This is a genomic window from Leisingera sp. ANG-DT, assembly GCF_000813785.1.
Taxonomy (GTDB): Bacteria; Pseudomonadota; Alphaproteobacteria; order Rhodobacterales; family Rhodobacteraceae; genus Leisingera.
The window spans coordinates 24,231-40,406 of the sequence record NZ_JWLE01000045.1; the positions used below are offsets into that span (position 1 = coordinate 24,231).

Here is a 16,176-nt window from a genome sequence, read left to right on the forward strand (position 1 = left end):
TTCAACCTAGCGGAAACAACTAGCAGGGAGTCTTTGCCATGGCCCAGTTCCGCCGCGCCGCCCGTCTTGATCCGCTTGAGGTCTCGGAAATCCTCTCCATCGGTGCCAAAGCGGCAGAGATGAAACGGCAGGGTGCGCCGGTGATCATCCTGGGCGCTGGGGAGCCGGATTTCGACACGCCGGACCACATCAAGGAGGCCGCTGCCGCCGCAATGCGGGCAGGGGAGACGAAATACACCCCGCTCGGCGGCACGCTGGCGCTGCGGCAGGCAATCCAGGCCAAGTTCAAGCGAGACAATGGGCTGGACTATGCGCTGGACGAGATCATCGCTGGCACCGGCGCCAAGGAGATCCTGTTCGATGCCTTCATGGCCAGCCTCAACCCCGGCGATGAAGTGATCGTGCCGACACCTTTTTGGACCTCCTATTCCGATATCATTCGCATTGCCGGCGGCGAGCCGGTGCTGGTGCCCTGCGGGGATGACACTGGCTTCCGGCTGACCGCGGAGAAGCTGGAGGAAGCGATTACTCCGCGCGCACGCTGGCTGCTGCTGAACTCGCCGTCGAACCCGGCGGGCGCGGGCTACAGCGCGGATGACTACAAACCGCTGTTGGAGGTGCTGCTGCGGCATCCGGACGTCTGGCTGATGGCTGATGACATGTATGAGCACATCACCTATGGCGGCTTTGAATTTGCAACGCCTGTGCAGGTGGAGCCGCTGCTGAAGGACCGGGTGCTGACGGTCAACGGCGTCTCCAAGGCCTATGCGATGACCGGCTGGCGGCTGGGCTATGCCGGTGGGCCGAAGGCGCTGATCGACGCGATGAAAGTGGTGCAGTCGCAATCGACCTCGCATCCCTCGTCCATTTCGCAGGCGGCGGCGGCGGCGGCGCTGAACGGCCCGCAGGAGGTGCTGGCAGAGCGGCGGGCCAGTTTCCAGGCGCGGCGTGATCTGGTGGTCGCAGCCTTGAACGGCATGGAGGGGATCACCTGCCCGGTGCCAGAGGGGGCGTTTTACACATTTGCCAATTGCGCGGGCGTGCTAGGCAAGCGCACGCCGGAGGGCCAGGTGCTGGAAACGGACGCGGATTTCTGCGCCCACCTATTGGACCAGCACCATGTGGCGGTGGTGCCGGGCCGCGCCTTTGGCATCTCTCCTTATTTCCGGATTTCCTATGCCACATCCGAGACGGAGCTGCGCGAGGCGCTGAGCCGGATTGGCAAAGCCGTGGCGGCGCTGGCTTAAGCTTCGGCCAGTGCAGGCTGGCGGGCGCGGGCGTTGGCCCAAGCGCGCACCAGCTGCCGCTGCCCTGAGGCCACAACCAGCCCCAGGATGATGCCGCCGAGGATGCCGAGGGTGTTGACCAGCGCGCTGCGCCCCTCCAGCCCGATCATCGGCATCAGGACCTCCGGCACCAGCCGATGCAGCAGGTAGATCGGGAAGGCCGCCTGCGCCAGCCGCATGACGGCGCGGGAAACGGGGCGCGGCAGTGGCACCCGCTGGATAAAGATCAGCCCGGCAATCAGGGCCAAGAGCCACATGTATTTGATCCAGCCGCCGTACCAGTTGCCGCCGAGATAGGCCGCCGCGGGCATGATTACGCAGGCGGCGCCCAGCAGCACCAGCTGCTGGCGCAGCCCGCGGGCGGCGGTGATGCACCAGCCAATGGCAAACAGGTACAGGACCCAAGGCACGGTGAACTGCGCCCGTCCGCCGATGTGCCAGACCTCCGGCGCGACCAGGCGGATGGCCACGGCAAACCCCAGCAGGCACAGGCCCGCTCGGTAGGCGCCCTGGTGCGCCAGCCAACGCCGCACCGGCGGAAGGGAAAAGGGCAGCGCAATCAGCAGGGTGATCTGCCAGTAGGCCTCCACGAACCAATAAAGATAGGGCAGCATCAGATGGGTTTCCGGCGTGGTCAGGGCAAAATTCCCGGCCAGGAAGACAGAGACCCAGGGCACCTGCTCCCAGGCCACGGCATAGCCGGCCAGCACCAGGTAATAGGGGATCAGCACCGCGGCGACGGGCTTGAAGAAGCTGCGCATGTCGCCAGTACTCAGCGCCTCCCAGCGGTAGCCTGCGAGGCTCATCCCCATCAGGATCACCATCGCGGCGGCGCCGCCGTAGGTGGGCCAATGGGTCTGATGCGCTATGACCACTGCGAGGATCGCAATCACCCGCGCGACCAGCTCAAACGGCAGGCTGCTGCCGCGGGCGGGGGCGGTGGTCTCCAGCTCCTTGATGGGCATGGTTTCCCAGCCGGCCGGGGCGCCGCCCAGGGCGTCGTCCAGCGCCAGCGACAGCTCCACATGACGCAGGGAATCGCCGCCGAGCGAGGCAAAACTGTCGTTGCGGCCCACGGTCTGCGGCGCAAAGGCAGCCTGATAGGCGGCCAGCACGCCTTTGGCGCGCTGGGGGGCAACGGATTGCGCTTTCAGCGTTGGATAGTCGATCTTGCCATTGGCGCGGCGCGGCAGGGATTTGCGCGCGATCACGGTGAAATGCTGCTGGCCCACGCCGGTCAGCTTGGCAGCCAGCGCGGCAATGCCGTCCGCCTGCCCGCAGGTGGCGATGGAGATTCGGGTATCGTCGCCCCAGACCGCGGCCTCATGCCCCTGGGCAGCCAGTGCGCGTTCGATGGCGTCATGGCCGATGCGCAGGCCCGCGATCTTGGACATCCGCGACAGCCGCCCGGTGATATGGTACAGCCCATCGGCATCGCGCCGGGCAAGGTCGCCGGTGGCAAGCTCAGACAGCTCCGCGCCTTTGGCCAGATCGGTATGGCCCTCGGCGTAGCCCATCATCACGTTCGGGCCTTTGTAGACCAGTTCGCCCTCGCCCTCCGGCGCGGTGATTTCATTGCCGCCCGCATCGCGCAGCAGCAGCTGGCCGCCGGGGATGGCGCGGCCTGCGGCGCCGGGATGGTCCAATGCCTGCTCCGGCGGCAAGTAGCTGATCCGCGCGGTCGCTTCGGTCTGGCCGTACATCACAATGAACCGGCCGGCGCGGGCCTGCATCCGGGCGGCCCAGGTTTGGACTTGATCCGCCTCCATCGCGCCGCCTGCAACGGTCAGGGTTTTGATGGTTTCCGGCAGCGCCTGGGACAGGCCTGCGCTCTCCAGCAGCCGGAAGTGATGCGGCACGCCGGCCAGGCTGGTGGCACCGGAGGCCGCCAACGCATCTGCAAAACCGGCATCCAGAACCGAACCGGGTGCGAGCCAGAGGCTGGCCCCGGCCGCCAGATGCGAATGCAGCACCGACAGGCCATAGGAATAATGCAGCGGCAGGATCAGCGCGGCGCGGTCTTGGGGCTGGATCTCCAGATATTGCGCAATGGCGCGGGCGTTGCTGTCCACGGCGGTCGAGGACAGGCGCACGCCGCGGCCATGGCCGGTGCTGCCGGAGGTTTGCAGCAGCAGGGCAAGGTCCGGGTGGATCTCCGCCGGTTCATGCGCATGGGTCAGCAGCTGCCAGGTGCCGCCGGTGCAGCGGAAGCTGGCGGCGGGGCGGAACCGGTCTGTCAGGCTTTCGGCGGTGGCCTGATCCCCGGCGGGCAGCGGCATGACGGCATGGCCTGCGGCCAGCGCGCCGAGATAGGCGGTGATGGCTTGCGGAGCGCTGGCGGCCTCAACCCCAATCAGCCGCCGGCCCTGCGGCAGCTGGCGGGCAAACTGTTCTGCAGCATCCGCCAGCGCGGCATAGGTCAGCTCAGTTCCATCCGCCGAAACCAGGCAGGGACGGGCGCGGAACGCGCGCAATTGGGCCAGGTCATAAAACATCCGCAACTCCTTCGAGCGCGGCGGGTAATTTAATTTACTAATTTTGTCAATTATTCCTGGGCGGCTTGTCGCCGCCTTTTTTGCATGTGCGTCAGAGCGGTATGAAAAATGATTGTAATAGGGATTATGGTAAAGATTGAAGCAGAAGTGCCGCGGGCAACTGCCCGCGGCTTCCGTGTCAGGCCTTCATCGGCTGACCGGCCACATAGGTCTGCGCAATCGACCGGTCGTCGCCCAGGGTCTGCAGGATGAACAGCTCTTCGGACAGCGTTTCCGCCCGCTGCATCCGCAGGTCCATCGCATGGGTAGCGCGGGAATCGAGCACCACGATGTCGGCCTCGGTGCCGGCCTCCAGCGTGCCGATCTTGTCCTCCAGCCCCAGCGCCACGGCGTTGCCGCGGGTGATCCAGTGGAAAGCGCGCAGGGGGTGCAGGCTCTGGTTCTGCAGCTGCAGGACCTTGTAGCCCTCGTTCAGGGTCTGCAGCATCGAATAGCTGGTGCCGGCGCCGATGTCGGTGGCAATCGCATTGGTGATGCCGCGCTCGCGCAGGCCAGCGTCGTCAAACAGCCCGCTGCCCAGGAACAGGTTGGAGGTCGGGCAGAACACCGGCTTGGCCTGGGTTTCCGCCAGCGCGTCGATCTCGCGCGGCTGCAGGTGGATCGAATGGCCCAGCAGCATCTTTTCGGTCAGCAGCCCGTAGGACTGGTAGACGTCCAGATAATCCCGCGCCTGCGGATAAAGCTCCGCGGTGAAGGCGATCTCGTCGTGGTTTTCCGACAGGTGGGTCTGCACGTAGCAGTCCGGGTGCTCCTGCACCAAGGCACCCGCCATTTCCATCTGATCAGGGGTGGAGGTGATGGCAAAGCGCGGGGTGATTGCATAGAGGCCGCGGCCCTTGCCGTGGTATTTCGCGATCAGTTCCTTGGTGTCGTCATAGCCACTGACCGGCGTGTCCAGCAGGCCCTCCGGCGCGTTCCGGTCCATCAGCACCTTGCCGCCGATCATCCGCATGTTGCGGCGGGCGGCCTCGGTGAAATAGGCCTCGGCAGAGGTTTTGTGGACCGAGCAGTAGGCAACGGCGGTGGTGGTGCCGTAGCTGGTCAGGAGGTCAAAGAAATGCCCCGCCATTTCGTTGCTGTGGCCGGCATCGGCAAAACGGACCTCCTCCGGGAAGGTATAGTTGTTCAGCCATTCCAGCAGCTGCGAGCCCCAGGAGGCGATCACCTGCACCTGCGGGAAATGCAAATGGGTGTCGATGAAGCCAGCCATCAGGATGTGCGGGCGGTGGTCGATCACCTCGGCGCCCGCGGCCTGCGGAGCAAGCGCGTCATAGCTGCCCTTGGCCAGGATCATGCCGTCCGCGACCAGCAGTGCGCCGTCCTCGATGAACTCATAGGCGCTGGTGTCCTGGGGGTCTTGCGGCTCGGCGGTGAAGGAAAGCACCCGGCCGCGCAGCAGCGTCTGTTTCGATGTCATATCTGTGTTGTCCTTGGTTTGCAGGCAGGGAGCGCGCAGCCCCCTGCCCATTGTCATTTGGGATTATTCGCCTGCCGGCAGGTGCGGCACATGCGGTTTCACGCTGTCGTCCTCTTCCTCGTGCTCATCCGCCTTGTGGAAGATCGGGTAGATGAACAGGAAGGCCGCAGCGATCAGGTAGCCCATGGCAACACCGCTGAACTCCGGCCAATGCAGGCTGGCAGAGTGGATCACGCCGACCAGCGACATCACCGCCGCCGCCAGGGCAAAGCCGCCCGCATTGCGGAAGTCGCCATCGATCACGCTGGCCACGATGGCGCCCCAGATCAGGCCGGTTAGGATCGCGCCCTGGCTGAGGGCCAGATGGCCTTCGTAATGGGCACCCTGCTGCAGCAGCGCTGCGGTCAGTTCCGGATCGCCCAACTGCGCCATGCCAGTGGCACCCAGTGCGCCCAATGCGCCGGCCAGTGCGCCCCATTTGATCACCAGGAAGGCCGAGACATGCGGCATCATTGCAATGGTCACCGCGGCGATGTGGTCGGTTTTCACCGAATGCGCGGTATTGGTCACCAGGCTGAGCGCCACGAACACCAGAACCGGCGCGGCAGCGGCGACGGGGATCAGGTTGTTGAGGAACGCCAGGAGGCCAAAGAAGGCGGCAAAGGGGATCACAATGCCGACGCCGATGATATAGCCGGAGCGCGCGCCCATCCGCTTGTACGCCGGGTGGCCGATATAGGCGGTCGTCGGGAACGGCGAGCCGAAGACCGCACCGATCATGGTGCCAACGCCGTCGGTCACCTGGCACAGGCCGACCGGATAGTGGTCGCCCGCCGCTTCGGCGCTTTCGACGTTGTTCATGGTTTCGATGAAGTTGTAGATCTGCACCGGCACCAGGACCAGGAACAGCTCCGGGTTGGCAAACAGATGCTGGATACCGGCAATCAGGTCGCCGATGTAAGGAACCGGCAAGTAAACGCCAACGCCATCGAGAGACACCGAAGCCTCGCCCATGCCAAGCGCCACAACGGTACCGACGATCAGCGCCAGCAGGCCTGCCGGGATGTTGAACGGCAGCCGGTGGCGGCCCACCAGGCCCCACAGGATGATGATCATCGAGGCAAAGCCGATGAAAGGATTCTCGAAAATTGTCGCCAGTGGCACAGTGCCGATGAACACCAGCGCAATACCGCAGAGCGTGCCCAGCATACCGGCGCGCGGGGTCACCCGCTTGAGCCAGGGGCCGACGATGGCGCCAAGACCGGCCACGATGCCGCCCATGAAGCCCGCGCCGATGCCCACCTGCCACGCCAGCATGGCGTCATTGGTGGACCAGTAGATCGGCCCGATCACACCGAACAGATAGACGAACATCACCGGGGTCGAGATGCCATAGGGCAGCGCGGTCACGTCGCGGCCCTCTTTCTCGGCGGTGTGCTTGGCCAGCCAGGTGTAGACCGCGATACCGGCCAGGATCGCCACTGCGGCGCCGGGCACGATGCGGCCGAACACGATGTCGGCAGGCATGTTGAAGACAAACTGACAGATGCCCGAAAGCACGATCAGGTTGATCAGGTTGTCTGTGAACAGCGCCCAGAATGCACTGAAGTCATTCCGCGCGAACAGTTTGTACGTATAGCTCCGCCCTGTGGTCATGGCGGCCTCCTCCTATCAGAGGACGCAGTCCTTACCGGCTGATTGCTCCAGCCGTGTCTCCCTCTGCGTCCGGTTGCTTACCCGCTTGGGGCAGGTCAGTGCTCCGTGATGGAGCGGACGCGGCAGTTTCAGAGGTCAAATCAGCAATCACTTCCGCTGCCACGAAGGCCGCGATGACGCTGGGCCGCTTGTCGCGGCTACCGCTTGCCCCGATGGGGCAGATGAGACGGTCGGTTCCCAGACCGTCGCAATGGTCCCGGCACCAGCGGCGGAACTTCTCCCGCTTGGTGGCCGATCCGATCAGGCCGACATAGCCCGCATCGCCGCGCTGCAGGGCAGCGGAGGCAAGCAGGAAGTCGAGCGCGTGATCATGGGTGAGAACAACAAAGGCGCTGCCCGCGGGCGCGGTGGCGATGTCGATCTCAGGAATTGCGCTTTGGCGGATTTCCACGTCCGCGTTGCACAAGGCAAGTTCTTCGGCGCGCTGGTCGATCAGGATGCAGCGCAACGGCATGTGCTGGAACAGATCCGCCAGGGCCCGGCCAACATGGCCTGCCCCCATCACATAGACATGCGGCAAGGCCTGCTCCTCGGCCTGCTGGCGGGCAATGGCATCGTCGCGGTCGGCCTGGCGCATCTGCGCCAGTGACATTTCAACCCGGCCGCCGCAGCACTGGCCGATTTCCGGCCCCAGCGGCACATCCAGCGTGTCGCTGATCACATCCTGCTTCAGCATCCGCCGGGCGTGGTCGATGGCGATATATTCCAGCTGACCGCCGCCAATGGTCCCCCAAAGGCCGCCTGGCGCCACAAACATGCAGGTGCCGGTTTCGCGCGGGGAGGAACCGCGAACGCGGGTCAGCGCGACCTGCACCACATGTTTGTGGCTGGCCAGAAAGTCCTGGAGGGAAGGGCGGCGGGTCATGGCTCAGCCCTGCGCTTTGAGGGTTTCGATCGCCATCAGCACGCGCTCCGGCGTGGCTGGCGCATCCAGACGGGGGCAGACCTTGTAGTCCGCGGTGCTGGCAACCGCCATCGACAGCGCCTCGAACACCGAGATGCCCAGCATGAACGGCGGCTCGCCCACGGCCTTGGACCGCTTGATGGTGCGCTTCTTGTTCACCGACCACTGGGCCAGCTGCGTGTTGAAGATGCGCGGCCGGTCGGATGCCAGCGGGATCTTGTAGGTCGAGGGCGCATGGGTGCGCAGGCGGCCTTCGCCGTCCCACCACAGCTCCTCGGTAGTGAGCCAGCCCATGCCCTGGATGAATGCGCCCTCCACCTGGCCCTTGTCCAGGATCGGGTTCAGCGAGCGGCCCACGTCATGCAGGATATCTGTGCGCTCCACCCGGTATTCACCGGTCAGCGTGTCGACCGACACCTCGGAGCAGGATGCGCCATAGGCGTAGTAGAAGAACGGCTGCCCCTTGCCCGCCGCGCGGTCCCAGTGGATTTCCGGCGTCTTGTAGAACCCCGCCGCCGACAGGTGGACGCGGGCCATATAGGCCTCTTTCACCAGCGTATCAAAGGGGATTTCCTCGCTGCCGACGCGCACGCGGTTGGGCAGGAATTCGACCTCCGCCTCGGCCACTTCATACTTCTCCGCCGCGAACTTGGTCAGCCGGGCAATGATCTGCTCCACCGCATCCAGCGCCGCCATGCCATTGAGGTCCGAGCCCGAAGAGGCCGCGGTGGCGGAGGTGTTCGGCACCTTCTCGGTGGTGGTTTTGGTGATCTTGATGCGCTCGAAATCCACCTGGAAGGCGTCGGCCACAACCTGCGCCACCTTGGTGTTGAGGCCCTGCCCCATCTCGGTGCCGCCATGGTTCAGGTGGATCGAGCCGTCGTTATAGACGTGGATCAGCGAGCCCGCCTGGTTGTACCAGGTCGCGGTGAAGGAGATGCCGAATTTCACCGGCGTCAGAGCAATGCCCTTCTTGATGATCTTCGACTCCTTGTTGAAGGCGATGATCTCCTCGCGGCGCTTGCGGTATTCGGCGTTTTCCTCCAGCTCCCCGATCAGCCGGTCGAGGATATTGTCCTCCACCTTCTGATGGTAGGGCGTCAGATCCCGGCCTTCTTCGCCATAAAAGTTGACCTTGCGCACATCCAGCGGGTCCTTGCCAAGGGCATAGGCGATTTCCTCGATCATCCGCTCCGCCGCGACCACACCCTGCGGGCCGCCAAAGCCGCGGAAGGCGGTGTTGGAAACTGTGTTGGTCTTCATCGGGCGGCTTTTCAGCAGCACGTTCGGGTAGAAATAGGCGTTATCCGCATGGAACAGCGCGCGGTCGGTGACCGGACCGGACAGGTCCGAGGAATAGCCGCAGCGCGCGGCAAAGCCGCCCTCGACCGCCTGGATGCGGCCCGCATCGTCAAAGGCCACGTCATAGTCGATCACGAAGTCATGGCGCTTGCCGGTGGCGGTCATGTCCTGATCGCGGTCCGGGCGGATCTTCACGGGGCGGTTATGCTTCTTCGCGGCGATTGCAGCCACCGCGCAGAACAGGTTCATCTGGCTTTCCTTGCCGCCAAAGCCGCCGCCCATGCGGCGCACGTTGACGGTGACCGCGTTGTTCGCGACGCCCAGAACATGCGCCACCATATGCTGCGCTTCGCTGGGGTGCTGGGTGGAGCAATGCACGGTCACATCCTCATCTTCGCCGGGGACGGCAAAAGCGATGTGCCCCTCCAGATACATGTGGTCCTGTCCGCCAACGGTCATCTGCGCCTGGATGCGGTGCGGAGCACCCTTGCGCCCGGCCTCAACGTCGCCGCGCTCCAGCTTCAGCGGATCGGTGATCATCGGATAGCCCGCCTCCTGCGCCTGAACCGGGTCCAGGGCGTGGGGCAGCACCTCGTAGTCCACCTCTGCCAGCTCCGCCGCACGGCGGGCGGCATCGCGGGTTTCGGCGATTACCGCAAACATCGGCTGGCCGTGGAATTCGACCTTCTCGGTCGGGAACACCGGCTCGTCATGCTTGCCGGTGGGGCTGATGTCGTTGACGCCGGGGATGTCATCGGCGGTCAGCACGTCCACCACGCCGGGCGCGGCGCGCACCGCTGACAGGTCGATGCTCCTGATATTGGCGTGCGCCACGGTGGACACACCCAGGTAGGCGTGCAGCGTGCCATAGGGCTCGGCGATATCGTCGGTGTATTCGGCGCGGCCGGTCACATGCTTGATCGCGCTATCGTGCTGGCGGTCATGGTGCACGGCGCCGCTGATGGTCTGATGGTCTTTCATCTCAAAATCTCCTCAGGCGACGGCCAGCCGGACAGCACCGGCGGTTCCCGCATCATGTTCCAGGTAGAAGCGGCGCAGCAGGTTGCTGGCCGTAAGCGCGCGGTACTCGGCAGAGGCGCGCCAGTCGCTGAGCGGGGTGAAGTCCTGCTTCACCGCTTCCGCTGCCGCGTCAAACGCGGCCTCGCCCCAGGGCTGGCCAACCAGTGCGGCCTCGGCACCGGCGGCGCGCTTGGGCGTTGCCGCCATACCGCCGAATGCGATCCGCGCAGAGGTGATCGTGCCGTCCTTCACGGTGACGCTGACCCCGGCGGCAACCGAGGAGATATCCTCGTCCCGGCGCTTGGAGATCTTGTAGGCGGCATCAATCTGCCCTGCCGCCGGGCGCGGAATGCGGATCGAGGCCACGAAATCGCCCGGCTCGCGGGCCTGCTTGCCGTAGTCGATAAAGAACTCTTCCAGCGGCAGCGTGCGGCTGCCGCCCTTCTTCTGCAGCGTCACCTCGGCACCCAGCGAGATCAGCACCGGCGGGGTGTCCCCGATGGGAGAGCCGTTGGCGATATTGCCGCCGATGGTGCCCATGTTGCGCACCTGCCAGCCGGCAATGCGGTCCCAGTAGGCGCTCAGATGCGGGAAGGCATCGCGGATCGCCGCCTCGCTCTCGGTATAGGTGACGCCGGCACCGATGGTCAGCGCTTCATCCGTCAGCTCAACCGCCTTCAGCTCTTCCAGGTGGGCAACAAACACCACCGGAGAGATTGGCTTCATGAATTTGGTGACCCACAGGCCGACATCGGTGGAGCCCGCGACGATAGTTGCCTTGGGGTTCTCGGCCAGCACCTCTGCCAGATCCGCCGCATTCAGCGGCAGGATGGCACGGTCATCCTCGGGGCCGGTCACGACGCGGGCCTCCGGCTGGATCGCCTTCAGCTTGGCGGTCAGACTGTCGCGTTCGGTGGTCAGGTAATCATTGGCCGGGGTGCCGTACTGGTTCACCGCAAGTGCGGCCTTCACGATCGGCTCATAGCCGGTGCAGCGGCACAGGTTGCCCTGAACGGCGGTTTCCACCTCAGCCTCGTTCGGCTGCGGGTTTTCCATCCACAGCGCATAAAGCGACATCACGAAGCCGGGGGTGCAGAAGCCGCACTGGCTGCCGTGGTATTCGACCATCGCCTGCTGCACCGGGTGCAGACGGCCGTTTGGGCCGGACAAATGCTCAACCGTCACAACGTGGCAACCATTGAGCGACGCCAGGAAACGGATGCAGGCGTTCACCGCCTCATAACGCAGGGCGCCATTATGCAGGCGGCCCACCAGCACTGTGCAGGCGCCGCAGTCACCCTCGGCGCAGCCTTCCTTGGTGCCGGTCAGGCGCTGCTCCAGCCGCAGGAAATCCAGCAGAGTGGTGGTCGCCTTCACGTCCTCCAGCACAATGTCCTTGCCGTTCAGAAGAAAGCGTATGCCGGTTTGATGTGCCATGGGGCCTCCCGAATGTCTCTTGGGCCGAGCTGGCCCGCTTATGTCATTTTTACCTTGTCTGACTGCCTCGGTTAACGGCTGCAATCGCGAAAGGCTTTCAACACCCTGTTGAAAATGGTTAGGCTAATAGGTGCCGGAACCGGTGCGTTTGCCGACCTCTGCTCATCAGGGCAAGCGGGAAACGCGCCCCGTAAAGGTCTGTGAACCATGTCTTATCTGGAATCCCTGCGGGTCTTTACCCGAGTCGTCGAACTGGGCAGCATCACCTCTGGCGGGCGGGATCTGCGGCTGACTCCGGCGGTTGCCAGCAAGCGGATCAAGGAGCTTGAAAAGCACCTTGGCGTCCGCCTGTTCAACCGTACCACGAGATCGCTGACCCCGACCGAGGCCGGACAGCTGTTTTACACCGAGGCCAAGAAGGTTCTCGAATCGATTGAGGACGCCGAGGCGGTGGTCTCGCAGTTCTCCGCCGCGCCGCGCGGGGTGATCCGGGTGACCGCGCCATTGGGCGTTGGCCGCCGCATCATCGCGCCGCTGGTGCCGGGGTTTGTCGAGGAGTATCCGGCCACCGAAATCCGCATGCGGATGTCGGACCGCAAGGTCGATATTCTGGCCGACGGGCTGGATGTGGCTTTCTTTATCGGCACCCCGCATGATTCCACCCTGAAGATGCGCAAGATCGCCGATTGCGCCCGGGTGCTATGTGCGGCGCCGGAGTATCTGGAGCGCCACGGCACCCCGCAGGTGCCGGAGGATCTGCTGAGCGGTCACAATTGCCTGCTGCTGCGTTATCCGCGCTCACCTGAATATTACTGGACGCTGACCACGCCTGAGGGGCCGCGCAAGCTGGAGGTTTCGGGAAAATACGACGCCGATGACAGCGACGTGCTGACCAATTGGGCGCTGGACGGGCGCGGCATCGTCAACAAGCCGCGCTTTGACGTCGCCGCGCATTTGAAGAGCGGCGCGCTGGTCGAGGTGCTGCCGGACACCCCGCCTGAGGCGACCATTTTCGGCTGTCTCTATCCGCACCGGAAACTGCAGGACCCCAAGATCCGCCTGTTTGTGGACTATGCGGTAAAACAGGGCCTCGCCGCTTTCCGGCGCAGCGAAGCGGGCGGCTAGAGGCAAAGGAAAAGGCGGGCACCGCTTGCCCGCCTTTTGAATGACCAGGGTTCTCGCCTTAGCAGCGGTGCGGATTTTCCTGGCAGTAGAGCAGGTTTGCCGCGGCCCCGACAGCCGCCCCTGTCACCGGATTGCCGTCCAGAACGGCGGCGCCGGCCGCGCCGGCACCGGCGCCGTAGACCAGCCGCTCGCCGGTGGTGTCGCCACAGGCGGCCAAAACGGTGCAGAGTGCAAATCCGATTGCGATGGGTTTCCTAAGCATCGTGTTTCCTCCTTCAACGTCCACTCCCCCCGGCAGTGTTGCCGCATTTCCGGGCGGCCACCCCCGGCTGGTGCCGCCCAAGCGAAGGGTGCCCGCAACGGAGTGGCGCTGTGGCTGAACAGGCCGGAAGCCCCGGAGATCCGGCGCAGTTGGGCAAACCCTATGCAGAGTTAACGCGCAGCTTGGGCAATTGGTTCCCGGGTTTTTGCTGCATTGGCGGTGCACAGGGGGTGTACAGGGGGTGCATGCAGGGTGCCGGACAAAAAATGGCCCCGCCACAGGGGCGGAGCCATCCGGTTTGAAAGTGTCTGACAGCGTCAGTTCGCGGCCAGTGTCAGCGGCAGATCCTTGGAGGCGCTGCCGTACCAGCGGCGGATCAGGGCGCGCTCCTCGTCCTCCATGAAGGTGACGTTGGCGGGCGGCATCGCATGGGTAGCACCTGCCTGGAGGTAGATATCCTTGGCGTATTTCGCCACATCGGCCGGGGTCTCCAGCAGCACGTTCTTGGGCGCGCGGCGGATGCCGTCATAGTAGGGCTCCCGCGCGTGGCACATGGCGCAGCGGCCCGGCACCACATTCATCACGTCCTCGAAATGCTGATTGCTGGCAAACACTTGCTCGGATTTGGTCAGCTCCCGCGCCTCGGATTCCTCGTAGGTGTCCTGCTGCAGCGGCGCCTGGCTCAGGATCATGATGCCGATGAACAGGATGGCGGTCACCGGCCAGGTCCAGGTCGGGTTGCTGGTGCCCGCGTGGTTGCTGTTGAAGTAGTGGCGGATGGTCACGCCCATCAGGAACACCAGCGCCGCGATCAGCCAGTTGTACTCGGTGGCAAAGGCCAGCGGGTAGTGGTTCGACAGCATCAGGAACACCACCGGCAGCGTCAGATAGTTGTTATGGGTCGAACGCAGCTTGGCGATCTTGCCGTATTTGGCGTCCGGCGTGCGGCCTTCCTGCAGGTCCTTCACCACGATGCGCTGGTTCGGCATGATGATGAAAAAGACGTTTGCAGTCATGATGGTAGCCGTAAAGGCGCCCAGGTGCAGCATCACCGCGCGGCCGGTGAAGATCTGGTTGTAGCCCCAGCCCATGGCGACCAGCAGCACGAACAGCAGCACCATCAGGAAGGTCGGTTTTTCCCCCAGCGGCGATTTGCACAGGAAGTCATAGACGATCCAGCCGATGGTCAGCGATGCGCCGGAAATCAGGATGCCCTGCCACAGGGCCAGGTCGGCCTTGGCGGAGTCGATCAGGTACAGCTCCCCGCCCGCCCAGTATACGATCATCAGCAGGCCCGCGCCTGACAGCCAGGTGGCGTAGCTTTCCCATTTGAACCAGATCAGATGGTCCGGCATGTTCTCCGGCGCCACCAAGTATTTCTGGATGTGATAAAAACCGCCGCCGTGGACCTGCCATTCCTCGCCGTGCGCGCCGACCGGCAGATGCGGAACCTTCCGCAGGCCAAGGTCCAGCGCGACGAAGTAGAAGGACGATCCGATCCAGGCAATGGCGGTGATGACGTGAAGCCAGCGGACCGCAAAGCCCAGCCAGTCCCACATGATCACGAGCTCTTCCATTGTTCTCTCCTCATAAGCTTTGACCCGAGACTAGAGCATGGCGTTATTTTCATGTATTAGGTAAAAAATCCAAGCTGTTTCAAAATAACACAAAGAATACGTGAATGGCCTATCTCGACAATATCCGCACCTTTGTCCGCGTCTATGAACTTGGCAACATGTCTGCCGCCGCACGTGACATGCGGATCTCAGCGGCGGTGGCGTCGTCGCGGATTTCGCAGCTGGAGGATCACCTGAATGTGCGGTTGTTCCAGCGCACCACCCGGCTGCTCAATCCGACCGAACAGGGCAACTTGTTCTATCACGGCGCGGTCAAGATTCTGGAAGCGGTGGACGAGGCTGAGGCTGACATTAGCAGCGTCACCCAAACCCCGCGCGGTACCTTGTATGTGGCCGCACCGCTGGGGCTGGGGCAGCGGCTGATTGCGCCGGCGGTGCCGAAGTTCAAGGAAGCTTATCCGCTGATCTCGATCCGGCTGCGGCTGTCGGACCGCAAGCTGGACTTGGCGGCAGAGGGGCTGGATGCGGCGTTTTTCCTGGGCGTGCCGGAGGATTCAAACCTGCGCATCCGCAAGATCGCCGATTGCCCGCGGGTGCTGTGTGCGGCGCCAGAGTACATCAGGCAGCGCGGCCAGCCGAAGAACAGCGATGAGCTGAAGACGGAGGCGCATGACTGCCTGAACCTGCGCTATCCCGGTGCGCCGGAGTTCCAATGGCCGCTGCGCAGTCAGGACGGGGTCAAGCGGGTGACGGTCACCGGGCCGTTTGAATCGGATCACGGCGATGTGCTGACCAACTGGGCGCTGGACGGGCATGGGATCATCCTAAAACCGGTGTTCGAGATTTCAGAACACCTGGCCTCCGGCAGGCTGGTGCCGGTGCTGGCAGAGGAGCCGCCGATTCCGATCCAGATGGCCTGCCTTTATGTCCACCGCCGCCACCAGGACCCCAAGGTGCGGCTGTTCATGGATTTCATGGTGGACCATATCCAGGCCTCGCTCCCCTCAGAATGAAAAAGCCCGCCCCGGTTGCCCGGGACGGGAACCGCCGGCAGATGCCAAGCGGGAGGAGAGGTATCTTGGGGCGTGCGGCTCAGCTGCCGCGGTAGGTGGAGTAGCCGTAGGGCGACAGCAAGAGCGGCACGTGGTAGTGGCTGTCAGCCTCGCTCATGCCAAAGCGCAGCGGCACCTCGTCCAGGAACAGCGGGTCGGCGCCGGCCTGGCCGGTGGCGCGCAGATAGCCGCCGGCGTGGAACACCAGTTCATAGGTGCCGGTGGCAAATTCGCCTGCAGGCAGGATCTGCTCATCTGTGCGCCCGTCATCATTGGTGGTCAGGCTGCGCAGATGGATGCGCTCTTTGCCTTCGATCCGGTAGAGATCGATCTTCAGCCCTTCCGCCGGGCAGCCGCGGGCGGTGTCCAGCACATGGGTGGTCAGAAATCCGGCCATGCCAGCCTCCTTTCAATTCCGTTTCCCTAGGTATGCGCGCATCAGGCCAATGCATACAGAAGGAAGAGTCAAAAAGTTCTTTCAAAAATATACTGAAAGCCGAAGCGGATTATCTGTTCTATACAT

At 64.1% G+C, this 16,176-nt stretch carries 12 protein-coding genes; 3 read left to right on the forward strand and 9 right to left on the reverse strand.

Annotation, left to right across the window (positions count from 1 at the left end):
• The first annotated feature begins 38 nt into the window (after positions 1-38).
• The gene (locus RA21_RS20780) at positions 39-1,247 is read left to right on the forward strand and encodes a pyridoxal phosphate-dependent aminotransferase (RefSeq protein ID WP_039152343.1); all 1,209 of its coding nucleotides are present in this window, start codon (positions 39-41) and stop codon (positions 1,245-1,247) included.
• On the opposite strand, the gene RA21_RS20785 is transcribed toward RA21_RS20780, so the two are convergent.
• From RA21_RS20785 to xdhA, 6 genes are all read right to left on the reverse strand, one after another.
• On the reverse strand, positions 1,244-3,781 hold the full coding sequence (locus tag RA21_RS20785; RefSeq protein ID WP_039152344.1) for an AMP-binding protein: 2,538 nt from the start codon (positions 3,779-3,781) through the stop codon (positions 1,244-1,246). The genes RA21_RS20780 and RA21_RS20785 overlap by 4 nt on opposite strands.
• Before the next feature lie 178 nt (positions 3,782-3,959).
• Positions 3,960-5,258: a guanine deaminase gene (guaD, locus tag RA21_RS20790; protein WP_039152393.1), complete on the reverse strand. Its 1,299-nt coding sequence runs from the start codon at positions 5,256-5,258 to the stop codon at positions 3,960-3,962.
• A 63-nt stretch (positions 5,259-5,321) separates the two neighbouring features.
• On the reverse strand, positions 5,322-6,914 hold the full coding sequence (locus RA21_RS20795; protein ID WP_039152346.1) for a xanthine/uracil/vitamin C permease: 1,593 nt from the start codon (positions 6,912-6,914) through the stop codon (positions 5,322-5,324).
• Between the two features lie 31 nt (positions 6,915-6,945).
• The gene (gene xdhC, locus RA21_RS20800; RefSeq protein ID WP_039152347.1) at positions 6,946-7,839 is read right to left on the reverse strand and encodes a xanthine dehydrogenase accessory protein XdhC; all 894 of its coding nucleotides are present in this window, start codon (positions 7,837-7,839) and stop codon (positions 6,946-6,948) included.
• A gap of 3 nt (positions 7,840-7,842) precedes the next feature.
• Positions 7,843-10,161: a xanthine dehydrogenase molybdopterin binding subunit gene (gene xdhB / locus RA21_RS20805; RefSeq protein ID WP_039152349.1), complete on the reverse strand. Its 2,319-nt coding sequence runs from the start codon at positions 10,159-10,161 to the stop codon at positions 7,843-7,845.
• A gap of 12 nt (positions 10,162-10,173) precedes the next feature.
• Entirely contained in the window at positions 10,174-11,637 is a 1,464-nt protein-coding gene (gene xdhA / locus RA21_RS20810; RefSeq protein WP_039152350.1) for a xanthine dehydrogenase small subunit, read from the reverse strand.
• 207 nt (positions 11,638-11,844) lie between these two features.
• Between xdhA and RA21_RS20815 the strand changes: the two genes are divergently transcribed.
• Entirely contained in the window at positions 11,845-12,762 is a 918-nt protein-coding gene (locus RA21_RS20815) for a LysR family transcriptional regulator (RefSeq protein WP_039152352.1), read from the forward strand.
• 58 nt (positions 12,763-12,820) lie between these two features.
• On the opposite strand, the gene RA21_RS20820 is transcribed toward RA21_RS20815, so the two are convergent.
• Positions 12,821-13,024: a hypothetical protein gene (locus RA21_RS20820; protein WP_019294497.1), complete on the reverse strand. Its 204-nt coding sequence runs from the start codon at positions 13,022-13,024 to the stop codon at positions 12,821-12,823.
• Positions 13,025-13,341: 317 nt separating this feature from the next.
• Complete coding sequence (locus RA21_RS20825; protein WP_039152354.1) at positions 13,342-14,601, reverse strand: urate hydroxylase PuuD; 1,260 nt, start codon at positions 14,599-14,601, stop codon at positions 13,342-13,344.
• 104 nt (positions 14,602-14,705) lie between these two features.
• Here RA21_RS20825 and RA21_RS20830 point away from each other — a divergent pair, with 104 nt between their 5' ends.
• Positions 14,706-15,614: a LysR family transcriptional regulator gene (locus tag RA21_RS20830; protein ID WP_039152356.1), complete on the forward strand. Its 909-nt coding sequence runs from the start codon at positions 14,706-14,708 to the stop codon at positions 15,612-15,614.
• Between the two features lie 79 nt (positions 15,615-15,693).
• On the opposite strand, the gene uraH is transcribed toward RA21_RS20830, so the two are convergent.
• Complete coding sequence (gene uraH / locus RA21_RS20835; protein WP_027233834.1) at positions 15,694-16,050, reverse strand: hydroxyisourate hydrolase; 357 nt, start codon at positions 16,048-16,050, stop codon at positions 15,694-15,696.
• Positions 16,051-16,176 lie beyond the last annotated feature (126 nt).

Excerpts from the sequence above, each read along its gene's own strand:
- RA21_RS20780 (WP_039152343.1), top strand. The coding sequence starts at position 39 with ATGGCCCAGTTCCGCCGCGCCGCCCGTCTTGATCCGCTTGAGGTCTCG.
- RA21_RS20825 (WP_039152354.1), bottom strand. The coding sequence starts at position 14,601 with ATGGAAGAGCTCGTGATCATGTGGGACTGGCTGGGCTTTGCGGTCCGC.
- uraH (WP_027233834.1), bottom strand. The coding sequence starts at position 16,050 with ATGGCCGGATTTCTGACCACCCATGTGCTGGACACCGCCCGCGGCTGC.
- RA21_RS20815 (WP_039152352.1), top strand. The coding sequence starts at position 11,845 with ATGTCTTATCTGGAATCCCTGCGGGTCTTTACCCGAGTCGTCGAACTG.
- RA21_RS20830 (WP_039152356.1), top strand. The coding sequence starts at position 14,706 with ATGGCCTATCTCGACAATATCCGCACCTTTGTCCGCGTCTATGAACTT.
- xdhA (WP_039152350.1), bottom strand. The coding sequence starts at position 11,637 with ATGGCACATCAAACCGGCATACGCTTTCTTCTGAACGGCAAGGACATT.
- RA21_RS20785 (WP_039152344.1), bottom strand. The coding sequence starts at position 3,781 with ATGTTTTATGACCTGGCCCAATTGCGCGCGTTCCGCGCCCGTCCCTGC.
- RA21_RS20820 (WP_019294497.1), bottom strand. The coding sequence starts at position 13,024 with ATGCTTAGGAAACCCATCGCAATCGGATTTGCACTCTGCACCGTTTTG.
- xdhB (WP_039152349.1), bottom strand. The coding sequence starts at position 10,161 with ATGAAAGACCATCAGACCATCAGCGGCGCCGTGCACCATGACCGCCAG.
- guaD (WP_039152393.1), bottom strand. The coding sequence starts at position 5,258 with ATGACATCGAAACAGACGCTGCTGCGCGGCCGGGTGCTTTCCTTCACC.
- RA21_RS20795 (WP_039152346.1), bottom strand. The coding sequence starts at position 6,914 with ATGACCACAGGGCGGAGCTATACGTACAAACTGTTCGCGCGGAATGAC.
- xdhC (WP_039152347.1), bottom strand. The coding sequence starts at position 7,839 with ATGACCCGCCGCCCTTCCCTCCAGGACTTTCTGGCCAGCCACAAACAT.